At 43.6% G+C, this 21,377-nt stretch carries 21 protein-coding genes; 13 read left to right on the top strand and 8 right to left on the bottom strand.

What is annotated here, in order from left to right:
• The first annotated feature begins 164 nt into the window (after positions 1-164).
• The 3 genes from map to dapD all read left to right on the top strand — a co-directional run bounded on the left by map (position 165) and on the right by dapD (position 4,587).
• Positions 165-959: a type I methionyl aminopeptidase gene (gene map, locus AC27G9_RS11835; protein ID WP_487074413.1), complete on the top strand. Its 795-nt coding sequence runs from the start codon at positions 165-167 to the stop codon at positions 957-959.
• Between the two features lie 158 nt (positions 960-1,117).
• Positions 1,118-3,766, top strand: a complete 2,649-nt coding sequence (glnD, locus tag AC27G9_RS11830; protein WP_487074411.1) for a [protein-PII] uridylyltransferase — start codon at positions 1,118-1,120, stop codon at positions 3,764-3,766.
• Positions 3,763-4,587, top strand: coding sequence for a 2,3,4,5-tetrahydropyridine-2,6-dicarboxylate N-succinyltransferase (gene dapD / locus AC27G9_RS11825; protein WP_487074409.1), 825 nt, complete (start codon positions 3,763-3,765; stop codon positions 4,585-4,587). The genes glnD and dapD overlap by 4 nt, the downstream gene beginning before the upstream one ends.
• A gap of 44 nt (positions 4,588-4,631) precedes the next feature.
• Here the strand turns inward: dapD and AC27G9_RS11820 are convergent, their stop codons facing one another.
• The 3 genes from AC27G9_RS11820 to AC27G9_RS11810 are packed head-to-tail and all read right to left on the bottom strand — an operon-like array spanning position 4,632 to position 6,130.
• Complete coding sequence (locus tag AC27G9_RS11820; protein ID WP_487074407.1) at positions 4,632-5,078, bottom strand: flavodoxin domain-containing protein; 447 nt, start codon at positions 5,076-5,078, stop codon at positions 4,632-4,634.
• 13 nt (positions 5,079-5,091) lie between these two features.
• Positions 5,092-5,844: a pseudouridine synthase gene (locus AC27G9_RS11815; RefSeq protein WP_487074405.1), complete on the bottom strand. Its 753-nt coding sequence runs from the start codon at positions 5,842-5,844 to the stop codon at positions 5,092-5,094.
• Positions 5,816-6,130 carry a YqcC family protein gene (locus AC27G9_RS11810; RefSeq protein ID WP_487074403.1) on the bottom strand — a complete coding sequence of 105 codons (315 nt, stop codon included), beginning with the start codon at positions 6,128-6,130 and terminating at the stop codon, positions 5,816-5,818. The genes AC27G9_RS11815 and AC27G9_RS11810 overlap by 29 nt, the downstream gene beginning before the upstream one ends.
• A 128-nt stretch (positions 6,131-6,258) precedes the next feature.
• Here AC27G9_RS11810 and AC27G9_RS11805 point away from each other — a divergent pair, with 128 nt between their 5' ends.
• On the top strand, positions 6,259-7,311 hold the full coding sequence (locus tag AC27G9_RS11805) for a DUF3549 family protein (RefSeq protein WP_487074401.1): 1,053 nt from the start codon (positions 6,259-6,261) through the stop codon (positions 7,309-7,311).
• Positions 7,308-7,613, top strand: a complete 306-nt coding sequence (locus AC27G9_RS11800) for a DUF3301 domain-containing protein (protein WP_487074399.1) — start codon at positions 7,308-7,310, stop codon at positions 7,611-7,613. Before AC27G9_RS11805 ends, AC27G9_RS11800 begins: the two co-directional genes overlap by 4 nt.
• 917 nt (positions 7,614-8,530) lie before the next feature.
• Here AC27G9_RS11800 and AC27G9_RS11795 read toward each other — a convergent pair.
• On the bottom strand, positions 8,531-9,085 hold the full coding sequence (locus AC27G9_RS11795; protein WP_487074397.1) for a hypothetical protein: 555 nt from the start codon (positions 9,083-9,085) through the stop codon (positions 8,531-8,533).
• A gap of 510 nt (positions 9,086-9,595) precedes the next feature.
• Between AC27G9_RS11795 and AC27G9_RS11790 the strand changes: the two genes are divergently transcribed.
• Positions 9,596-10,804: a CHASE domain-containing protein gene (locus AC27G9_RS11790; RefSeq protein WP_487074395.1), complete on the top strand. Its 1,209-nt coding sequence runs from the start codon at positions 9,596-9,598 to the stop codon at positions 10,802-10,804.
• A gap of 128 nt (positions 10,805-10,932) precedes the next feature.
• Here the strand turns inward: AC27G9_RS11790 and AC27G9_RS11785 are convergent, their stop codons facing one another.
• The 3 genes from AC27G9_RS11785 to AC27G9_RS11775 all read right to left on the bottom strand — a co-directional run bounded on the left by AC27G9_RS11785 (position 10,933) and on the right by AC27G9_RS11775 (position 12,827).
• Positions 10,933-11,526, bottom strand: coding sequence for an outer membrane beta-barrel protein (locus AC27G9_RS11785; RefSeq protein WP_487074393.1), 594 nt, complete (start codon positions 11,524-11,526; stop codon positions 10,933-10,935).
• Positions 11,527-11,728: 202 nt separating this feature from the next.
• Positions 11,729-12,325, bottom strand: coding sequence for a GNAT family N-acetyltransferase (locus AC27G9_RS11780; RefSeq protein ID WP_487074681.1), 597 nt, complete (start codon positions 12,323-12,325; stop codon positions 11,729-11,731).
• Between the two features lie 139 nt (positions 12,326-12,464).
• Positions 12,465-12,827: a DUF3192 domain-containing protein gene (locus AC27G9_RS11775; RefSeq protein ID WP_487074391.1), complete on the bottom strand. Its 363-nt coding sequence runs from the start codon at positions 12,825-12,827 to the stop codon at positions 12,465-12,467.
• Between the two features lie 168 nt (positions 12,828-12,995).
• Here AC27G9_RS11775 and AC27G9_RS11770 point away from each other — a divergent pair, with 168 nt between their 5' ends.
• A complete protein-coding gene (locus AC27G9_RS11770) occupies positions 12,996-13,337 on the top strand; it encodes a hypothetical protein (protein WP_487074389.1) in 342 nt (113 codons plus the stop codon).
• 33 nt (positions 13,338-13,370) lie between these two features.
• On the opposite strand, the gene syd is transcribed toward AC27G9_RS11770, so the two are convergent.
• On the bottom strand, positions 13,371-13,916 hold the full coding sequence (syd, locus tag AC27G9_RS11765) for a SecY-interacting protein (RefSeq protein WP_487074387.1): 546 nt from the start codon (positions 13,914-13,916) through the stop codon (positions 13,371-13,373).
• A 78-nt stretch (positions 13,917-13,994) separates the two neighbouring features.
• On the opposite strand from syd, the gene queF reads away from it, so the two are divergent.
• The 6 genes from queF (at position 13,995) to AC27G9_RS11735 (ending at position 21,273) form a co-directional block, all read left to right on the top strand.
• Positions 13,995-14,837: an NADPH-dependent 7-cyano-7-deazaguanine reductase QueF gene (queF, locus tag AC27G9_RS11760; protein WP_487074385.1), complete on the top strand. Its 843-nt coding sequence runs from the start codon at positions 13,995-13,997 to the stop codon at positions 14,835-14,837.
• 91 nt (positions 14,838-14,928) lie between these two features.
• A complete protein-coding gene (locus AC27G9_RS11755) occupies positions 14,929-16,479 on the top strand; it encodes a GGDEF domain-containing protein (RefSeq protein ID WP_487074383.1) in 1,551 nt (516 codons plus the stop codon).
• A gap of 6 nt (positions 16,480-16,485) precedes the next feature.
• Positions 16,486-17,835, top strand: a complete 1,350-nt coding sequence (ppnN, locus tag AC27G9_RS11750; protein WP_487074381.1) for a nucleotide 5'-monophosphate nucleosidase PpnN — start codon at positions 16,486-16,488, stop codon at positions 17,833-17,835.
• A 111-nt stretch (positions 17,836-17,946) separates the two neighbouring features.
• Positions 17,947-18,321, top strand: coding sequence for a DUF3192 domain-containing protein (locus tag AC27G9_RS11745; RefSeq protein WP_487074379.1), 375 nt, complete (start codon positions 17,947-17,949; stop codon positions 18,319-18,321).
• A gap of 2 nt (positions 18,322-18,323) precedes the next feature.
• On the top strand, positions 18,324-20,006 hold the full coding sequence (locus tag AC27G9_RS11740; protein ID WP_487074377.1) for an HDOD domain-containing protein: 1,683 nt from the start codon (positions 18,324-18,326) through the stop codon (positions 20,004-20,006).
• A gap of 259 nt (positions 20,007-20,265) precedes the next feature.
• The gene (locus tag AC27G9_RS11735; RefSeq protein WP_487074375.1) at positions 20,266-21,273 is read left to right on the top strand and encodes an isocitrate dehydrogenase; all 1,008 of its coding nucleotides are present in this window, start codon (positions 20,266-20,268) and stop codon (positions 21,271-21,273) included.
• Positions 21,274-21,377 lie beyond the last annotated feature (104 nt).

Raw genomic sequence — 21,377 nt, 5'->3', positions numbered from 1 at the left:
CAAGAAAATGCGTAAATTTAATACAAGTTAAAACCGCCTAAATAGCCGCTAACCTATACACGGAGCAGCTAAGTCGGTAATATAAGGGGTATTATTTCGAACCGCCGCGTTTTTTCCAAAAACCAAGCCGTTCGCGTTCCCAATAAACTATGTCGAGGATAACAGTGGCAGCAATAATCAAAACCGCTGAAGAGATCGAAAAAATGCGCGTAGCAGGCAAGTTAGCTGCTGACGTGTTGATGATGATTGGTGAGCACGTCAAAAAAGGCGTGACGACAGATGAACTCAATACCTTATGTCACAACTACATTGTTAATGAACAAGGCGCAATTCCCGCACCGCTCAACTATGGTCATCCGCCCTTCCCGAAGTCCATTTGTACTTCGGTCAACCACGTCATTTGTCACGGTATCCCATCGGACAAAAAGCTTAAAGATGGGGATATCGTGAATATTGATGTCACGGTAATCAAAGACGGCTATCACGGCGACACATCAAAAATGTTTGTTGTTGGCAAGCCAAGTATACTTGCTGATAGGCTAATACGAATCACGCAAGAGTGCCTGTACAAAGCCATTGAAATTGTGAAACCTGGCGCGCGTCTGGGTGATATCGGTCACATTTGTCAAACTCATGCAGAAGCGCATAATTATTCAATTGTACGCGAATATTGCGGCCACGGAATTGGTGCTACGTTCCATGAAGAGCCTCAGATTGTACACTATGGCCGACCGGGTACAGGCGACGAACTCGTTCCCGGCATGTGCTTCACCATCGAACCCATGGTAAATGCTGGTAAGCGCTATTCAAAATTGCTTCCGGATCAGTGGACCGTAGTGACAAAAGACCGAAGCCTCAGTGCACAGTGGGAACATACTCTGCTGGTCACGGAAACCGGTGTTGAAGTGTTGACGCTGAGGGACGACGAAACATTGCCCCGAGTCATTAATCACGCCTAACGCCAAAAAAGGGCTAAACAGTCGTTTAGCTCTTTTCCCTACAGTTTGGCTATAAGTATGCATAAATTCGACTAAATATGCAGGCATTTGGGGCTGCGTTAATTCTTGCTTCGTGCTAAGGTGCGATGCACATACCGAAGTTTCTTTTTTAAAAACACATGCCAACCTTAAGCTCTTTAGTTACTGCTGCTAACTCATTGGCTTCTGCCAGTGACATTGCTTCTATTAAAGCCCTGGTGAAACAGTCATATGAATGGATCGAATCAGAGTTCGATACTGCTCCCATTCAAGACTTAGTAATGGGAAGAGCAACGTTTGTAGATGCTTTACTCGCCCGTCTCTGGGACAAAGTCGGTTTAACCCAATTTTCGGATATTGCGCTTTGTGCCGTGGGAGGCTACGGACGAGGTCATTTACAACCGCACTCAGATATCGATCTTCTCATTGTCAGCCATAAACCTCTTAATAAAAAAGCGCAAGAGACGATCAGCCAATTTATCACCCTACTTTGGGACATCAAACTCGACGTAGGCCAATCGGTTCGAACGATTAAGGAAACGGTAAAACTTGCCAAAGGTGATATCACCATTGCCACCAATTTGGTTGAGAGTCGTTTACTTATTGGTAGTGAGGCCGTATTTGACAGCCTTTGGAAAGCCGTAAACGAAAAAGACACGTGGTCGAGCAAAGCTTTTTTCAAAGCTAAGTATGATGAGCAACTGGCCAGACACGCCAAGTTTCACGGAACCTCGTACAACCTAGAGCCCAATATTAAAGAAAACCCAGGGTGCTTGCGTGATATCCAGTCGATTGGTTGGGTGGCCAAGAAGCATTTTCGCGAATACGATGGTTGGAACTTAGTCGGCCATGGCTATTTTACCGAACATGAACACGCCGAATTAATAGAATGTAGAATGCACCTTTGGCGTATGCGTTGCGCTTTGCATTTAGTAGCAGGACGCAGTGAAAACCGGTTGTTGTTTGACTATCAGACCGACGTCGCTGAGAAAATGGGCTATGGTAACGAAGGTAAGCAATCTGTCGAAAAGATGATGAAGGGGTTCTTCAGGATCGTTCGTCGAGTTACCGAACTCAATCAAATGCTGTTACAACGCTTCCGCTATGACATGCTAAATCAGTCAGTGCAAAAGACGATACAAATTAACCAGCATTACTGCCTGTTAGATGGCAATATCGCGCCAACCAGCGATGACGTTATACAAGCGCCCGAAGATATCCTTGATTTTCTCTACGTCGTGGCGGAGACACCTGCTGTGATTGGCCTTGATACCGCTTGTATTCGTCAGCTTCGAAACGCTCGACGTAAATTTCAAGACCAATATTACGTTGAGCGCCCCGAATGCCGAACCAAGTTGATGGCCTTGTTCAGACACCCACGCTTTTTTGATTTTGGCTGGGATGTCATGCACAAATTCGGTATTTTACAAAGTTATCTGCCAGAGTGGGATAAGATAGTTGGCATGATGCAATTTGACTTGTTTCACGCCTATACAGTTGACGAACACACTCACAGGTTGGTCAAGCACGTAAACCACTATTTTAGCGAAGACAATAGTGAGTTCCCTCGTTGCGGTAGAATCGCAAAGAATCTAGACAAGCCCGAATTGCTCTATGTCGCCGCGATCTTCCATGACATCGCTAAAGGGCGACAAGGTGACCACTCTACTCTCGGCGCAAAAGATGTACTGGTGTTTTGCGAACAACACGCCATCGAGCCTGGCGATGCAAAACTGGTTAGTTGGTTAGTTGAACAGCACCTCCTGATGTCTGTCGTGGCTCAACGCAGAGACATCTACGACCCTGACGTGATCAATGAGTTTGCTACCAGCATACGCAGCCACAACCATTTAAATATGCTATACGCATTGACGCTGGCTGATATCAGAGCGACTAACGACAATCTTTGGAATGACTGGAAATCCTCTTTGCTTAGAGAGCTGTATCTGATGACACAAAAAGCGTTAGATAATGGCTTACAGTGTGAGGAAACGCTTACCGAAAGAGTAAGTAATCACAAACAACAAGCCAAAGAAATATTAAAGAGTTCGTCAATTACTGACGAACAAAGGGAAGCGGTATGGCAGCGCCTAGACAAAGATTATTTTGTTCGCTTTAAACCACAACAAATTGCTTGGCATACCGAAATCCTTGTCGAGCATCACAATGAAACCCAAAGCACTGATACGTTAGTGGTCAAAGCCAGTGACAGTATCGCCAAGGGCGGAACTGAGGTCCTTATCTACGGCAAAGACAGGCCAGCATTGTTTGCCCAAGTAGCATCGGTACTAGACAGTAGAAATTGTTCAATTCACGATGCTCATATTACGGTAACGCAAGACGGTTATGTATTCGATAGCCTACTGGTTTTAGAAAACGATGGTACGCGATTGTCCAGTGAATCTAGAATTCACAGCTTGGAAAACGCTATACTAAAACAGATCGCCAAACCAGGCCGTTCTCATGATAATAAGCGCAAAATGCCTCGCCAAATGCGCCAACTTGATGTACCCACAAAAATTAGATTCTTTTCGGCACAAGAGGACTCTACACTAGTAGAACTGGAAGCACTGGACGCCCCGGGTATTCTGGCTAAAATTGGCCATGCCTTTGTCGATTGTAATCTCACACTGAGACTTGCAAAAATCTCAACTATTGGTGAACGCGCTGAGGATATTTTTATCGTCAGTAATAGTGAGGGTAAAGCTCTCACTCAAGATCAGCAGGTCGAACTGAAAAAGCGCATTCTGTATAAATTAGATCAACTTGAAGATATCAACATCACATGACTGAATTAAAAGCAATTATCGAAGAGGCGTTTGAAAATCGTGACGCCATTTCTCCTTCTTCTGCACCACAAGACGTTGCCGATGCGGTTGCAAAAGCAATGGCACTATTGAATAGCGGCGAAGCCAGAGTAGCAGAAAAAATTGATGGCGAATGGGTAGTACATCAGTGGCTCAAAAAAGCCGTTTTACTGAACTTCCGCCTATACAATAATGACGTGATTGATGGTGCTGAAAGCAAATACTATGACAAAGTTGCCTTGAAATACGCAGACTACACCGCAGAACAATTTGCTGCAGACGGTGTACGAGTTGTTCCGCCAGCAACAGTAAGAACCGGAACTTACGTAGGTAAGAATGCCGTACTAATGCCATCGTACGTCAACATTGGCGCTTACGTAGGTGAAGGCACCATGGTAGATACCTGGGCAACAGTTGGCTCTTGCGCACAAATCGGTAAAAACGTTCACCTGTCTGGTGGTGTTGGTATCGGTGGCGTACTGGAGCCTCTACAAGCGAATCCAACAATCATCGAAGACAACTGTTTTATTGGTGCTCGCTCTGAAATTGTTGAGGGTGTGATCGTCGAAGAAGGCGCCGTTATTTCAATGGGCGTTTACATCGGTCAAAGCACGCGCATTTACGACCGTGAAACTGGCGAAGTTCACTACGGCCGAGTGCCTGCTGGAGCAGTGGTTGTGCCTGGCAACTTACCTTCAGCCGATGGCAAGTACAGCTTGTATGCCGCCATTATCGTGAAGAAAGTTGACGCCAAAACACGCGCAAAAGTCGGTATTAATGAACTTCTTAGAAGTGCGGATTAATTTCAGAAATGCATGAAAAAAGAGCCGCAAATGCGGCTCTTTTTTTATACTAAATCAGCCTGAACAGAGTCAAACCAATCAATTACGTCTTTTTCCGGTTCCAACGTTTCAATCGCATCAACTTCCAACATAGGCGCAACGGCTTTGCCTTGAAGCTCTGTAAGTAACTCGTAAAAGTGCTTACCCGCGCCACAATATGAATCGCCATAACTGCTGTCTCCCAGAGCCGCGACAGCGAACGGTTTTCCGCTGAGCATTGGTGACTGGTCTTTTAATTCATCAAACGTAAATTCAAGATTAGGCGGAATGTCACCTTGCCCCGTAGTTGATGTGACAACCAAAATTGCTTCAGCTGAGATAAAATCGTCGACACTTGCATCTGCGAATACTTCGCTCTCTACCCCTTTTCCGGATAGGGCGTCATGTAATTGTTCTGCAACACTTTGCGCATTGCCGTAAACTGAACCAACAAAAATACTTAACTTTGCCATTTTTACACTTTACCTATTGTTTGAAACTTTGCCATTGAGCCAGTAGTGCCCGAATGCTATCACTGGGTTCACAGTTTATCTCAACCCATTGCTGAGAGACTGGGTGTGGAAAACTCATATGTGTACAACTTAAGGCCAAATTGTGAAAATCAAATGCCTGCTTGCCAAATTTATTCTGTTTTCCGTCACCGTGCGTTGTATCGCCAAGAATAGGATGGCGAATATGCACCATATGCCTTCTTAACTGATGTTTACGTCCACTAGCAGGATTCAGCTTAACTAATGAGAATCTCGCCTGTTCATAACGACCTACAGGCATTGGGATTAAATACCGGGCTTGAGGGGCATAATGGGTAAATGCCGGCTGCGGCGCGACTTGTTGTCGACGATTAGCATCAGCGTATTTATCCCATTTATATTTTAGCGCATAGTCAATCACACCCTCACCATGCAGCCACCCCCTAACAATAGCCGCATATTCCTTTTTGACTTGATGGCTCATGAAGTGCTGACCTACCAAGCTAGCGACCTCTGCGCTTAACGCGAACAGGAGTATTCCCGAAGTCGGCCGATCTAAACGGTGTAGTGGATAAACATGTTGGCCAATTTGATCTCGTAACTGCTGGACTGCAAACCGGGTTTCATGTTTATCGATCGGACTTCTGTGAACGAGCAAGCCATGGGGCTTTTCAACCGCAATAATATGAGGATCGCGATAGAGTATGTTCAGCGGTTTCTCAGACATTAGCGTTTCTTGAAGTTGCATCGATTTTTTCAATAATCCGTTTTAATTCTGGCTGTGACTCACCAAAGGCCACTTCTAACATAGGAGATAGCGACATTGGTGGGCAAGGCTCTCCCATTGCGCACAGTTCTCGCATTTTGGGCTCAAACACAAATTGCAGCCACTGTGCAAACGAAAGCGTATCGCAGCAGAATGGAGCTTGGCTTGATAGCGCCTCGGCAGAAGGAGAGTTTTCAGACCAAAGTTGTTGTTCTTTCAGAACGATACTCAGCTGGTCTAAAAGCCCATTCATACTTTGTTGGAACATGATTCACAGCCCCTCAATCTGAAAATAGCGCGGGAGTATATCAACTCATCACGGGTTTGTAACTGACGCTGCCATCTTCTCACGTGCTCATGTTATACTTTTCGTTTTTACTTCTTACGACGATATCCATGTCACAGCAAAAAATAGAAACCATTAGTGAATTTTTACTCCATGGCAACGCTAACTATATCATTTTCGATATGGGCAGAGAGTTAAACTTGGTCGACTCACAAGAATTTCTGGATATTGAAAATGGCATTCTGCCTGCCCCAAAACCAAGGCAGCAGCACGCTTGGTATGGCATTGTATTTTGGCATGGCAATGCAAAACAACAACACTACATTTGGTTCTTAAAATTACCATTGGATGAGCAAGGTTTACTTATTCAAGCCTCTCGTAACCACTTTTTACAGATTATTATCGACGCACTTGGCGCAAGTGTGATTGAGGGAGCTGAAAAACAAGATACGTTGCCAGACAATCCTTATACCTTTGTGCCCAGCCAGTCACAAATGGCCCAGTTCAGTGCTTCAGTTAAACGCCAACTGACATTGAATAGCCACGAATCTGTTGATGCTGCGATGCATTATTTCAAAGCACCTATGGTTGTAGATTGGCGTCAGCTTTCGGTACAAAATATGGCTGATTGCGCGATTGCTTGTAATGATCAATCAATAGCCGAGATTGTCTTCAAGGGCCAGACCCAATGGCCTTCGGACGTGGCTATTCCTTTTTTAAATGCGTGTGAGTCTGTGGCACTGTCGTCAGATGTACAAACACAACTTCTCTCAGCACTAAACCAGTGTGACAACAAACATGAGCCATATCCAATGGCTTTGTTGAGAGCACTAGCGACGCCTCAAAAGACTCAATCACTACACGCTTATTTAAGTGAACGCCTCCGTGGTGACTGTGGCCTAACACTTGACGAACTGAGCGTCATAGCTGGGCGCCATTATACCCAATTTGACGGAGCGCTCATTCTGGCGTTTTTTGAAAATGTCGCGTTGACTGATGAACAGCATCAATATAACTGGGCTCTGTTTAAAGGCTTTTTTAGTGATTTAGGGCAGATTCCAGACCTGCGAGAAGAGGTACTCGGATTACTGCGCAATACCAATCGTTCAGAGCGTCTGTCTAGAGCAATCGGCTCTTTGTTTGCACAAGGACGTACATCATGACACTAGGCAACATACTCCTTTTGGTATTGATTACCGTTGTCGTTATTTTATTTTGGCGCACTCGAGCCATGGCAGAAAGTGCTAGAAGCTACCTTGAGGTCTATTGTGAAAAGCAAGGCATACAGCTGATTAGTGTCGCGAGAAAAAAGTTAAAAGTGGGTACAAACAAAGGAAAACTCGATTGGAAAGCAACATTTAGTTTTGAGTTTTCGGGCAATAGAGAAGATAAGTATACCGGCACCATCCAAATGGTGGGACTGACGGTAGTGTCTGTTGAGCTACCACCATTCAGGGTGTCATGAAGCACCAAATAAAAAAGCGGTGGCCTTAGCCACCGCTTCGTACGAATTTTGAATATCCTTCTCTGCAGTCCGTCGCAACCGAGCCTCCAAGGCTCTAATCCGTTAACCCTTTCCTTATTTTCTCGCACATCCTATGCGAGCTACTCATCCTGAGTAGGTCCCTTTCCATTAATCCTAATTACGCCACACATCCTACATGTGGTACTCTTCGTCCTGAAGTTGTCCTTTCAGCTTCCATCGCTGTGTCCATTTCCTTAATCATTCATCCTGAATGATAACCCGTATCCCTCGGGCGTCCCTAGTTCATCCTTGGTGTCTTCCTGACCCGTCGTGTTTCCTTGTGACATGTTCATAATAGTACTTTGGTATAAGTTTTCGACCGACAATTTCGAAAAAAATGACTGTGGGACAATGGATTACGAAGGGAAAAACGAAAATATTGTTATTTTTCAATAGCTTTATACTAAAGTATAAATTCAAACTGACAAAATTAACCGAAATTGCTTACACATTTGTACGAAATGTCTTACAAACCTTGTAGCTAAAAGAGAAGACGATTTTATAGATTTGGTAATCTCCACTCACTCAGAGAATCTTGTTCACTGATAATAATGCGACTTTCTCTCTGATAAGCTGGCTGGCAGAAAAGGTAAGAAACGGACGTTCAGCGCTCTCTACTATTGTTACGGCTATGTCTCTTAAGCAGTCGTTGGGAGGAATACAACCGTGCCAACATTTTCAGTTAATCTATGACTCCTTTTCAAAATGCATTATCACTTAATGGTTTGGTATTTGGCCTAACCAGAAGTATTGCCTCGATATTAATTACCTCATTGACAAAAGAGCTTCAGATAGCAGCTAACTTCTGAATAATCAAAACTCCAGCCTATTTGTAACGCTCTAATTTTCATAGGTTCTTATTGAGTTTTGGTTCGAATAAATAAAAAATGAATAGCGATTACGACTAATGAAAAAGCAATAACTACGATCACTAAAAGTGACCACCTGAACCCTATACTGCCGTTAGCAAGTGCCGTAACCTTTTTCACGGCATCTTCGGCACTCATTGCGGTGGGTCCTATCCCCGCTATCATACCCTCGTCAACAAAATAGACTGAAGAGAGCGGATTAACGGCCTGAAAATAACTATCACCTATCGAAGTTGCAGGCTGCATAAGAATGATAGCTTGTTGAGATTCGCTGTTAAGAGCCACTCGGTCGCAAGAAATGACACCTTGTACGACAAAATTGATGGTCTCTTCTGGTGCTGTGTTCTTTATGTTGCTGATGACTTTTACTTTTACTGCCTTTATAACTGAAGAGTCTATTCGCGTTTCGGTCTCAATCACTTCAATCAAAGCAATTTTAGTCGCATGTTCGAGCTGTCTTTGAAGCGACCATTCTTGTGGGAAGCAAGCAAAACCTGAGTTGCTGCATAAAAGTAAAACAAGGAATGAAAAAAACTTATGCATTAGATACTACATTCAAAGTGTTTGAAACTGCCGTACTTGGGTAACGAGCCGATAAACGGTGAAAGCTGCAATGACTGCCGGACAGAGTCTTCTGTTGTTAACCTAAAACGACGCATCCACCGGACTATACCGACCTACATCCCTTAAGTATCGGGGAGGGCAGACTCGCTTGGTGCTCAATAGCAATTCCATCGAATCAATTTTGTATGCAACAAACAAATATCTGTCTGATATCGGATAATTGTGCCTATACTTTTAATTCATTGCACGTGTGTTTTGGCTGGAGACTCTCTAAATTGTACTTAGTGTCCAAAAGACGGAAAAGTGGACGAGACAGCACTGTCTCACCACATTAACGGAAAAAACCAATGAAAACATCACTGGATTATCAGCTCAGCGCTAACTTTAAAGGTTGTCATGCAGTCTAAATTGTCAAAACCTTTACTCGCTTTACTTTTCTGCATGCTTCTGGCTACGACTCTGCTGTTTATTAATCTAGACAGAAAAAAGATGATCAAGTCTGAAATGCAGGATAAAAGCGCTCAACTAGCGCTCTCGATTTCAGAAACACTAAGATTGTCTGTTGAAAACCTTCAAACACTGTCAAATGTACTCGTGTTCTTTGAGAATATAAATCATGAACAATTTAAGGGTATTACATCCCAATACTTTGAGGCCGACCCGAGCCTTTTGATCCTAGAATGGCAACCCATCATTGCCGAATCAGAGCGCGAAGCCTTTATTGATAAAGTACGCAGCAGTGGACTTGAGCAATTTCGTCTTTGGGAACCCGACGCAAATGGCGTACCGATTGCTGCAAAATCAAGAAAAGAACACGTACCTGTGCTCCACATGTTATCCAGAAATCCGACGGGCGATGACGTCAACACTTTGGGGTTAGACCTTGCTTGGTCTCCTGAACGTATGGAATCTAAACTTCAAGCTCGAGACACAGGCAGAGCGAGACTGTCTAATTTTTTCGTCGTTGTAACTGGACAAAATGCCCAATATGATCCTATGGGTTTCGCAATTACTCTCCCTGTGTATCAGGACGGCATTGTTCCGATCAACAGCGAACAAAGAAGAAAAAAGATTATTGGTTACTTAGCGGGCGTTTATTCGGTTGAAGAATTGACTAAACCTCAGACAACAGATTTGTTAGCAAACGATTTTAATATTCTTATTCGTGATAGTGAAAACAATGAAAATCGGATCGAGCTTACATCGGGAGAGGCGTCAAGCCACTCAACGTCAACACAAATCGAGGCGTATGGCAGCAGCCTTCACTTTACACTAACTGCAACAAAAGCGTTCGCTCACTCGCGATTTCACGTGTATTGGCTCATTTTACCCGTATCACTTTTGTTATTTGGCATTACCATTTTCTTTTTCTTGCAACGATTAGAAATCCAAAACCACAAGTTAAACAAAACGCTGAGAGACTTAGAAACCGCTCTCAAAGAAGTTGATGCTTTGAAAAAAAGAGAAAAAGAAAACATCTACCGGGCCACTGTGCATGGTACCCAGCACATTATGAACAACTTATTAAATCAGTTGACACTGGTCAGCATGGAAATTGAAAAAAATGCACATTTTAATCCACTGGTGGCTGCGTCTTTTGAAAACATGAAAGCGCAAGCGTTGGAGTTAGTCGATAAGCTTTCTTCAGTAGAAGAAGTTGAAGAGCAAGCTATCAAGGAGTCGATAAGGCCGAAGTGAAAATCAACCTTAATACAGGATGGCTAAAGGTTAATAATTAAAAATGCCCAGCATTGAGCTAGGCATTTCATCTTTCAATTTAAAGCTTCTCGCTACATTTTTGCCGATGCACACGAGCTAATTGCGCTTTAGAATGAGTAGCGAACCGTTGCAGTTACCATATCGAAATCTTCAAATAGGCGATAAGTCGCACCCACAGAGATATCTTCAGTTACAAAATAACGTCCACCGACTTTCAAAGTCACGTCATTGATTTCAGCATCATCGATATCGATGTAACCAAGTTCTGCCAATCCTTCGAAGTTGTCAGAGAACATTGAACGTAGGCCAATTGTTGCGCCGAAGCCACTCTCATCATTAGACGCACTTGCGCCACCGAAACTAGCATCTACGCCCAGTCTTTCGTAAGACACTATGCCGTAAAAATCAATGCTGTCAGCCGCTTCGACTCGATAGCCAAGGCCAACAGACAACAAATCAAAACCAACATCTGCTCCTGAAATATCGGTATCGCCGTCTGAGTATTCAATACGCGTGACAAAGTTATCAGCAAATTGGTAAGCGCCTGCGACTTTAAAGCCTTTCGCTTTATCGTTGATACTTTCATCATCAACTTGAGCATAACCGGCTTCCACATAGTTCCAGCTTGGAGATGCCGCGAAAGCGGTTGAAGCGAAAGTAGAAGCGAGAAGAGTTACTGCTGCAATTTTAGTAAGTTTCATTACATATCCTTGTTTACTAATTAAAACCGCACTGAACAGTGCGACGCGCAGATTACTAATAACTCGCTATTTTGCAAGCAAATTTTATTTATATCGAAGATAAGAAGTCAGATTTAAATAAAATTGAGAGCTGACCACTGTATGAGTAACGAGTCGCCGAAGGCTCTTTGTTTGACGTAGCAAATAAGCTCATAGGGAGCCGCTATTTGGGTTTTCTTCGATACATGACTTGACCCGTTATCCGTCCGATGGATAGATCATCTACCCCTTCGTATCCACCATCTTCGAAAAACGCTTGGTATTTGGGCACCGTAACAAAAACCGCTGCGCCATCTGTTACGTCATTATCAAGTAAAATACTGTCTATCGCGCCCATCAACATGTGACCTAAACCCAAGTGCTGACTGTCTGGATGCACGGCAATGAATCCAATCATGTGGAAGTGGGTAGCGGGTATCAAGCTGCGTATTTTTTCTTCTTTTTCTAACATTTGTCGGGTGCCAAATAACCCAGCGGTTAGCAGCATTTTTAATCGCCAATGCCATAGCCGCCCCGCATTTGCACTATCACTTGGCTCGCTCAAGCACACAACGGCGAGCAGTCTTTCACCGTCGAACAGTCCGATCATTGGATGTTCAGCATCCCAAAACGTATTCAGCTCTTCCCTAATAGCAGAGCGTAGACGGCTCTCGTACCCGTCTTTTTCCGATTGAAAAATATCGAGGAAAAGGGGATCGTCGAAATAAGCGTTATAGAGTAAAGAAGCCGCAACATTGATATCGTCATGGCTGAGGTGCATGGCTTTTATCGCCGACACATCTATTGAATCTTGTAATTCCACCGCTTTCTCCTAGCCCAAATGTTTTGGAAGTAAAAGAAAACTGTACAATAAAAAAACAAGAATGTTAACGAGCTGTTAACATTCTTGCGAGCGATATTTAGAATTGGCTGTAAGCCGCTTCTCCCCATCCGATCAAAGCACCATCTTTAAATACCAGTGGCGTACACTCGTCTTTTGTCGTCACGCCATCCCCTGCCATTTTTTGTGTGCGATAAAATAGCACGCGATAATCGGCGTCATCTTGTTTGTAACGTTCGCTAAAATCCGCGACACCCATGCGTTTTACAACCGCTTCGTAAGTCATATCTGTCTCGAGTTTAGAAATATGCTTGCGATTGTTGTACTCGCGATCTTGCCAATCAGAACTATAGTGACTGTCACCGTCACCACCAACGGAAATAACACATCCAGATAAAAATGCGGGAGAAAGTAGTGCCAAAGCCATAACTGCGTGTTTCATAGTATTCCTTTTTTTAGAAAATATCGTTTCACACTAACAAACAAGTTTAAGGCCAACTTTTTATATCATTGAATTTTAAAGATTTTAACTAAAAACAAAAAAAACAACATGCGATTTTGAAGTAAAAAATGCTATAAATTGGTTAAATTGACTAACACAGGTAACGTCGTGACATCTTCTCAAACGACCCAAGCTCTCATTTTAATTTGCCATTCTCTCGTTGAAGAAGGAAAAAAGCCATCTGTCGGACTTTTACGAGGCAAGGCTAGCTTCAAAGTATCAGTATCGGAAGCCATTGAGGCCATCAAGCACTTTAATACGTTGTCGACACAGGAATCGCAAAATGAAGTGGTTGCCTCAACATCGAGTGCTCCCACCTCAGTACCAAAGCAAATGCAGCAACGACTAACGCAGCTCGAAGACGAAATAAAACAACTGCATCAAACCAATACCGACTTAGAAAATAGAATTGATAAACTCGAATCCCTCGTATTGAGAACCTTTGATTAACAGCGGGCCGAGTATAACTGCCATTGGCAATTGCTATTCAATTTGTGCGATTGGCACCAATGAATCTAAAAAAGTCGCTAAATTCGGCGCAACTTCGGACTTAGCCTCTTTACCGACAGGCTCTAACACAACTGCCCCACTTTCATTATCTATACTGAGAATGAAATTTTCATCATCCGTCAGCGCAAAAAATAGTGTAATAGGCTGTTTTAATCTGCGCTTCATCATGACATGACCAATAAGGTTTTCTTGCAATCGGTCGAAATCTTCGTCGTTCCAGACTTGCAACAATTCACATACGCCCTGTTGTGCTTCAGCACGCCAGCCCATTCCCCAATAGGCGCTAAAATACTCACAAAAATCTGGATGTATTTGTATGTCGAGCGCGTGTTCCAAATCGCTAAAAGAACGTTTAGGCTCTTGCTTTATCGGTGCCCAATTTACCAGCCCATCAATTTCTTCCTGGTCGGCAATACAAGGAGATTGCCACTCTGAGTCTTTTTCAATGGGTAACAACAATTTAGCTAGCTTCGCCCGCTCAAAAAATTGCCGTAAAGCGCTTTCTACATTGTTCTGCATATCGATTTTGTCTGCTTTTCAGTTACAATACGCGGCATATCCGCTGAATGCGGCAAGTGTACGACTTAATTGGTAAATATGACAGATAAACAGACTGCCCCGTTAACGCTCTCTGAGGACCTAACACTAGGTAAACAAGTGAGCTATATCGAAACCTATTCACCTGAACTATTGCAACCCGTTCCGCGAACAGTTGGCAGAACAGCTATCCAGCTTCCGCAAACTTTGCCATTTGATGGTATTGATATCTGGAATGGTTACGAACTTTCTTGGCTGAATGCAAAAGGCAAACCTGTCATTGCAATTTTACAATGTAATGTACCCATAGACTCGCCAAACTTGATTGAATCCAAATCGTTCAAACTGTATTTGAATAGCTTTAACCAATCAACGATGCAGAGTGCAGCTCAAGTTGAAGCGCTATTGCAAAAAGACTTGTCCAATTGTGCCGGCAAGCAAGTTGAAATCAAGCTCTATTCAGCACCCGAGTTTGACCAATTGAATTTGGGGCAATTACAGGGAACCGTTATCGACGATTTAGACGTTGAAATTACGCAGTACCAACCAGGGCCGAGTTTTTTAGCCACGACAGACGAACAAGCCGATGAAACGCTAATAAGCCACCTGTTGAAGTCCAATTGTTTAATTACGAGTCAACCCGACTGGGCCAGCGTATTAATTCGTTACAGCGGTAAAAAAATCTGCCATGAAAGTATGCTGAAATACATCGTATCGTTTAGACAACACAACGAATTCCACGAGCAGTGTGTAGAGCGTCTATACTACGATATATTAACGCAGTGTAATCCAGAGAAATTAACCGTTTATGCGAGATACACCCGTAGAGGAGGGCTCGATATCAACCCATTTAGGTCAAATTTCGAAAAACCATATAGCAATTGTCGACTTGCTAGGCAATAATCAGTAACGAAAGGATAATAGTCGAGATAGTTGACTTTTTCGTATCATAGTCTGATATGCCTTTCAGTTTAAAGGGTTTCTAAGGAAGATAATGTCGTCAAAACAACTGCAAACGCTGAAACAACACGGTGAACAACTGGCGCAGTTCATCATTCGTTTGTCAGCTTTTTATGAAGGTTTCTCAAAGGAAATTGATGAGGAATTACACGTACTCAGGGGGCACCTAGCTGGTCAACCCAACATTACGCTTTCTACACTGAGTATAAACAAGCTCAATGGCATTTTGATGTCGACATCGACGTCGCTTAAACAATATCGCAGTGCAACCGTTAAAGAACTAGAAGATACAATAAAACATATCCAACTGGTTGCCGAAGCGTTCCCCGAACACTATCAAGAATCGACAAAGTACTTAAATGAAATCAGTGCCCCGACTCAGTCGATATTCACACTAGTTAACCATTGTTTAAAAGCACTAGAGCTCTATCGTAAATCAACGGCAGAGGGCTTACCGAAACCAGAAGATGCGGCGAAAAAAGCAGTACCTCAAACTCTCGCTGCGGTCAGCTCTGCACAAGAAGCAATCAATGCATCAGTTTCTCGCTTGCAAGGCGATATTGTCGCCGAGCTCAATCAGCTAGTCGAAACTTACGCGATGCGAACGCCGAATGACGAACAACTCATTCACGTTCGAAGTAAGTTACACAATGGCATTACTGAAGAAGAATTGCTTCAATGTTGTGTGTTTTTAATCCGATTAATTGTCAGAGACACTCTTGGTGAGGTGAACGTCACAGGTAAAGTCATTAATGGCCTTCACAAAGCAATTGGCGAAGTTAATCAATCTGTCACTGAAACAATAGAAACCAGTAAAAATAGCCTTGAAACTAAGCTCAAAAGTAATCAGGAATTAAAAGATCAAATTGACGACATGGAAGATGCCGTCAATCAAAGTGAATCGCTCGAAAAGCTAAAGCAGGATGCTCAAAAATATTTGACCAAAATGGCGTCGACGATCTCCCAACAAGAAGAGTCTGACCGTGCAGAGCAAGAGGCACTAGTCACGTTATTGGACCAAATGCAGAAGCAGTTAACGCAACTTCAAAAGCAGACTCATAACTACCGAAGAAAATTGGCAGAACAACGAATTTCAACTTACACGGATTCGTTGACTAAAATTCCGAATCGCGTTGCATACAACGAACGCGTTCAGCGTGAGTGGGAAGTCAGTAAAAGTACACAGTCTCCCCTGTGTATGGCTTTAGTCGATATTGACCACTTTAAAACGATTAACGACAAATACGGCCACGCTGCGGGTGATAAGACACTACAAGTCATTGCTCGACACCTTAAAAAACATGCCGGCGCCAATGATTTTCTAGCGCGTTGGGGTGGCGAAGAATTTGTCATGCTATTCCCCGGTGTTTCCATTGATGAACTAACAGGAAAATTAGAAGCGATACGGGCCACACTCGAGGCACTACCTTTTAAATTTAAACAGGAGAAGGTGACGATCACCGCGTCTATTGGTGCAGCTTGCTGCATAGATGGAGAACAAATAGACAAGACATTCGACCGCGCTGATGAAAACTTGTATCAAGCGAAAAATTCCGGCCGTAACAGGGTTGTCGTTACCGCATAACACTACATGAACAAAATGCAGATCAATCCGGTGGGCTGGATGAACCAGCTCTCCCAGTCTGAAGTACTACAGCTGCAAGATACAACAAACAGTGCACTGTACGACATGTTCCGAAATTGCTGTCTAGCCGTGTTGAACAGCGGTGTTGATGAAGATAATTTCGAAATCCTTTTTGCCCCATACCACGACTTTGACATCAAATTGGTTCGTCGAGAAAGGGGCGTCAAAATAGAGCTAATCAACCCGCCTCAAGTTGGTTTTGTCGACGGTAAACTTGTTAACGGTCTCCAAGAGCACCTATTTGCCGTCATGCGAGATCTGCTATACATGGGTTCGAAGCATGGTGATGAACGCAAACCCACGAGTGAAAGTGAGATCAGTGACATGGTGTTTGACATGCTCCGCCATGCCAATGCCTTGGAAGGGAATGATGAGCTTAACACCGTTGTTTGTTGGGGTGGCCATTCTATAAAACAACACGAATATCAGTATACGAAAGAAGTTGGTTATCAACTTGGACTAAGGGAAATCAATATCTGTACGGGCTGTGGGCCCGGCGCAATGAAAGGCCCAATGAAAGGGGCAACTATCGGTCACGCCAAACAACGATTCGCCAATGGTAGATACATTGGTATCTCAGAACCCAGCATCATTGCCGCCGAGCCCCCAAATGCCATTGTCAATGAATTGATAATCATGCCAGATATCGAGAAACGCCTAGAAGCATTTGTCCGCGTTGCGCACGGAATAATTATTTTCCCAGGCGGCGTTGGTACAGCTGAGGAATTACTGTATCTGCTGGGAATACTATTGAACGACAGAAATGAACAACAACCTATTCCCGTCATATTGACCGGCCCAGAGGGTTCACAAAGTTATTTTGAAGCGATAGATGAATTCGTTGGTGCGACTTTGGGTAGAGCCGCGCAAGAAAAATATCAGATTATCGTTAATGACCCTGTAGAGGTCGCTCAGACAATGCGAGCAGGCCTGGTGAAGGTAGAGCAATATCGCCGTGCGATGGGGGACTCTTTCAGTTTTAACTGGTCGTTGAAAATCGATGGCAGTTTCCAACACCCCTTCGCCCCTACGCACGCCAATATGGCATCACTCGATTTGAGCTTAAATCAGGACGTAAGTGTATTGGCCAGTAATCTGAGAAAAGCGTTTTCAGGCATTGTCGCCGGTAATGTCAAAGCGGAAGGTATAGCCGAAATTAAACAACACGGTCCATTTGAACTATCTGGCGATCCCGAGTTGATGGAACGAATTGACCGACTTCTACAATCCTTTGTTGAGCAAGGCAGAATGAAGTTGCCAGGGGCAAAATATGAACCCTGCTATACGATAAAATAGACAAATCGATAAAGTGCCCGAGTGCAACGCTTAGTTACGTTTTTATATTGGCGTTTTAGTGCGTTTTTGCGATAGACTCAAGTGTATAGCGAGCGAAAAAGCGAAGGGTTAATGAACAGCAAAGTGATGCGCCTTATTGTATTGGGAATTCTAGCCTATGCAGGTTTTGTCTTTATGGTAATGTCTTTTTACCCTGACAAGCCTGAAGATATGAGCTGGAAAGACCGGGAAGAATACAACAAGGTTCAAATTACAAAGTTGGAACTCGGCGCAACCCTCGACGAGGTTATTGCATTATTGGGGTCACCCGACATCACTGAAGCTAAAATGAAAGCAGACAACAAGATTCAAGTGATGTTTTATCGTACACAGCACGTCCAAGCTGATGGGCTAACAACGGAGGATGAATGTACTCCTTTGTTGTTTGAAAATGACCACCTAGTTGCCTGGGGTCAAGGAGCGTACGATAGTTTCTTACGCAGCTAGGTATGGAACTTGACGCTGACAAACGCACCATCTGTGCACAACAGTACCGCAAGCTCATTTCGATAAAGCTGACTCTCGCAAAATACTTTAAGCAAACGAGTACGAAGCAAGCTCCCTCTCTTACTATTGACGGTCTAAAATCGTTTGCCAATCAAATTACAACATTGACAAAAGAGGCGCCGCAACTCGCCATTGCAGCATCCCTGTGCCGCTGGAATAAACCGAGTGAGGTCGACGACTGCTTAAGCGCGGCGCTTTTGACAGCATATATGGGATTCAGTAGTCACTGGAATCAACTCTATACGCAGCAAGTTATATCTGCGCTCCTATCAATCTATTGGATCAAACGGCAGTCTGATTTAGGTCCAAAAGAACAGCGATTATACGCTCGCGATTTGGCTACCGAGCTCAGCCAAAAACACCTCGAAGTATGGCGTAGTACTTTTCAAATATGGCCTTATTGCCAGCATAAAAATCTTTTGAGCGCCATTAAACACAAAACGTTCACCCCCTCTCAACTGACAGTTTTACATGCAGATTTTCTGACGGCTCATTCACCGGACGACTTTGCGAGTAGGCTTGCTCAATGTGTTCAAGCAACGTCTTTCTCAGAACAATCTTCTCTTGACGCCTTGTGTTTAATAACAAGCACCGTACGAGCCGGGAGTGTATTTCTCTATCAATCCGAAAAAACGGTTTGCATTGCGAACGACGGTAAAGAATTACTAGGGGTAACCTTGACGGAACCCGATAAGCCTATATGGCTGAGTGTCGATAACGTGAGCGGGGTGCCAGCTAAGCCTATAACGTTCGAACAATGGTGGTCACGTGCAAGCTCGTTGTATTCTGACGACGATGTTTATACCAGAACCAATCAACATTTTGCCCGTGATTTCAATATCAACCATCCACCGCAGGCGTTAACCAGCCTACTCTCTCACTTAAAAAACCCAGACGTAACTGTCGATAAAATTGTTCAACTAGTCGAAAGTGAACCATTATTTAGTGATTACATTAAAGGTGTGGCGTCACAGGACAACCGTATGCAATTACCGGTTTCCAATGTGAAACAAGGAGTGATGACTTACGGCCTTGAAAGAGTTGGAGACATGCTAGTGCAACAAGCACTGCAAAAGCGTTTGACTCAACATTATTTTCCACTGGTCGACACTTGTCGTCAGCTAACAATGTTGATAACGGGAATTGCTGCACTCTTGGCGCAGGAATCAAAGGTTTCAACACCTCAACAGGCCGGTCTTTTGGCTACAGTGGCATGTTCACCGCTTTTTACCGTCCCCGCGCTAAAAGTACTGCTTAAATTTCACCACCAATCTACACATTATCATTCACTCAATTCCCTGTTGAATTTTTCGAGCAAAGATCAAATAACAGAATTTGCTAAGCAACTGACGAATAAATGGTACTTACCAGACTATTTCAACACCGTTTTATCGCTACAGGGGAAACTGCCAAAACAAGTGCCGAATCAGATTCGCAAGCCTTTTGCGTTACTCGGCTGTAGCGTATATTTAGGACGAAAATGGCTGCTTGGCTTCAATAAACAATGTCTAGAGTCAGAACAATTCTACACACAGAGCCTGGAGGTGCTGAACATCAACCATGTCTATCTACAACAGATTAAAAGCCAACTTAACCATTTGGTAGTCTACCCAGTCCAATACTAACACTTTCATTTGCCACTAAGATTTACATCAAACTGCGCGCGAAACAAATGTCGCTATGCGAAAAGCCCAAGGTCATGTAGAATATGCGCTCCAGCGCAGACGTAGTTATTTAACGACACAATAATAATCCAAGGTACGGATAGCGATAGTATAAGACTAATCGCGCATGGTCGTGTGCATGCTATTTATCTATGCTTAGACTACGCTCGCTTTATTCAAAGAACCTAACGAAACCAGTATTACCAGAGGATTTCTCCCCATGACGCAGCAACGTATAACTGTCATTCGCGGCGATGGTATCGGCCCAGATATCATTGATGCAGCAACTCAAATTCTTGATAAGGTTGGATGTGACTTCGCTTATGATTACGCTGATGCAGGCTTAGTTGCCTTGGAAAATCACGGTGAATTGCTTCCACAAGAGACACTTGACCTAATTGCAAAAAACAAAGTTGCGTTAAAAGGCCCACTAACAACGCCTGTTGGTGAAGGGTTTACGTCAATCAATGTAAGCTTGCGTAAGCAATTCAAACTTTACGCGAATCTTCGTCCAGTATTTTCATTCAAAGGTACAAAAGCAAGATACGAAGACATTGATATTATTACTGTTCGCGAAAACACCCAAGGCATGTATTCAGGTCTTGGGCAAGTTGTTTCTGAAGACGGTACAGAAGCAGAAGCAATGAGTAAAATCACCCGTGAAGGTGCGGAGCAAATTGTAGAATTTGCTTATGAATTAGCCAGAAGAGAAGGCCGTAAGAAAGTCACTGCCGTTCACAAAGCAAACATACTCAAATCAACTTCAGGCTTGTTCTTGAAAGTTGCGAGAGAAGTTGGCGAACGTTACCCTGATATCGAATCTAGCGAAATGATTGTAGACAATACTTGTATGCAATTGGTAATGAACCCACATCAGTTTGACGTTATCGTTACAACCAATTTATTCGGTGACATCTTATCCGATTTATGCGCAGGATTAGTCGGTGGATTGGGTATGGCTCCTGGCGCTAACATCGGCAAAGATTGTGCTGTGTTTGAAGCAGTTCATGGCTCAGCTCCAGATATTGCAGGTAAGAACCTAGCTAACCCAACAAGCGTCATCTTGGCTTCTGTGCAAATGTTGGAATACCTAAACATGGGAGATAAGGCAGAAAAGATTCGTTCAGCACTTAAAGACGTGATCGAAAGCGGCGACCGAACTACCCGAGACCTAGGTGGACAACACGGTACAACAGAGTTCACTCAAGCTGTACTAGATAGACTATAATTCAGTCTTTATCCAAGTTCAGAAAAACGGGCCTAGTGCCCGTTTTTTTGTTTGTGCTGAAAATCTGATCTTTAGCTCAAATGTTTTTGCTTGCAACCTCCCCT

The sequence above is a fragment of the Alteromonas sp. 5NS40-0096 genome, from assembly GCF_057544385.1.
This window is presented reverse-complemented; position numbering and strand designations above follow the sequence as displayed.

Excerpts from the sequence above, each read along its gene's own strand:
- glnD (WP_487074411.1), top strand. The coding sequence starts at position 1,118 with ATGCCAACCTTAAGCTCTTTAGTTACTGCTGCTAACTCATTGGCTTCT.
- dapD (WP_487074409.1), top strand. The coding sequence starts at position 3,763 with ATGACTGAATTAAAAGCAATTATCGAAGAGGCGTTTGAAAATCGTGAC.
- AC27G9_RS11820 (WP_487074407.1), bottom strand. The coding sequence starts at position 5,078 with ATGGCAAAGTTAAGTATTTTTGTTGGTTCAGTTTACGGCAATGCGCAA.
- AC27G9_RS11815 (WP_487074405.1), bottom strand. The coding sequence starts at position 5,844 with ATGCAACTTCAAGAAACGCTAATGTCTGAGAAACCGCTGAACATACTC.
- AC27G9_RS11810 (WP_487074403.1), bottom strand. The coding sequence starts at position 6,130 with ATGTTCCAACAAAGTATGAATGGGCTTTTAGACCAGCTGAGTATCGTT.
- AC27G9_RS11805 (WP_487074401.1), top strand. The coding sequence starts at position 6,259 with ATGTCACAGCAAAAAATAGAAACCATTAGTGAATTTTTACTCCATGGC.
- AC27G9_RS11800 (WP_487074399.1), top strand. The coding sequence starts at position 7,308 with ATGACACTAGGCAACATACTCCTTTTGGTATTGATTACCGTTGTCGTT.
- AC27G9_RS11795 (WP_487074397.1), bottom strand. The coding sequence starts at position 9,085 with ATGCATAAGTTTTTTTCATTCCTTGTTTTACTTTTATGCAGCAACTCA.
- AC27G9_RS11790 (WP_487074395.1), top strand. The coding sequence starts at position 9,596 with ATGATCAAGTCTGAAATGCAGGATAAAAGCGCTCAACTAGCGCTCTCG.
- AC27G9_RS11785 (WP_487074393.1), bottom strand. The coding sequence starts at position 11,526 with ATGAAACTTACTAAAATTGCAGCAGTAACTCTTCTCGCTTCTACTTTC.
- AC27G9_RS11780 (WP_487074681.1), bottom strand. The coding sequence starts at position 12,325 with ATGCACCTCAGCCATGACGATATCAATGTTGCGGCTTCTTTACTCTAT.
- AC27G9_RS11775 (WP_487074391.1), bottom strand. The coding sequence starts at position 12,827 with ATGAAACACGCAGTTATGGCTTTGGCACTACTTTCTCCCGCATTTTTA.
- syd (WP_487074387.1), bottom strand. The coding sequence starts at position 13,916 with ATGCAGAACAATGTAGAAAGCGCTTTACGGCAATTTTTTGAGCGGGCG.
- queF (WP_487074385.1), top strand. The coding sequence starts at position 13,995 with ATGACAGATAAACAGACTGCCCCGTTAACGCTCTCTGAGGACCTAACA.
- AC27G9_RS11755 (WP_487074383.1), top strand. The coding sequence starts at position 14,929 with ATGTCGTCAAAACAACTGCAAACGCTGAAACAACACGGTGAACAACTG.
- ppnN (WP_487074381.1), top strand. The coding sequence starts at position 16,486 with ATGAACAAAATGCAGATCAATCCGGTGGGCTGGATGAACCAGCTCTCC.
- AC27G9_RS11745 (WP_487074379.1), top strand. The coding sequence starts at position 17,947 with ATGAACAGCAAAGTGATGCGCCTTATTGTATTGGGAATTCTAGCCTAT.
- AC27G9_RS11740 (WP_487074377.1), top strand. The coding sequence starts at position 18,324 with ATGGAACTTGACGCTGACAAACGCACCATCTGTGCACAACAGTACCGC.
- AC27G9_RS11735 (WP_487074375.1), top strand. The coding sequence starts at position 20,266 with ATGACGCAGCAACGTATAACTGTCATTCGCGGCGATGGTATCGGCCCA.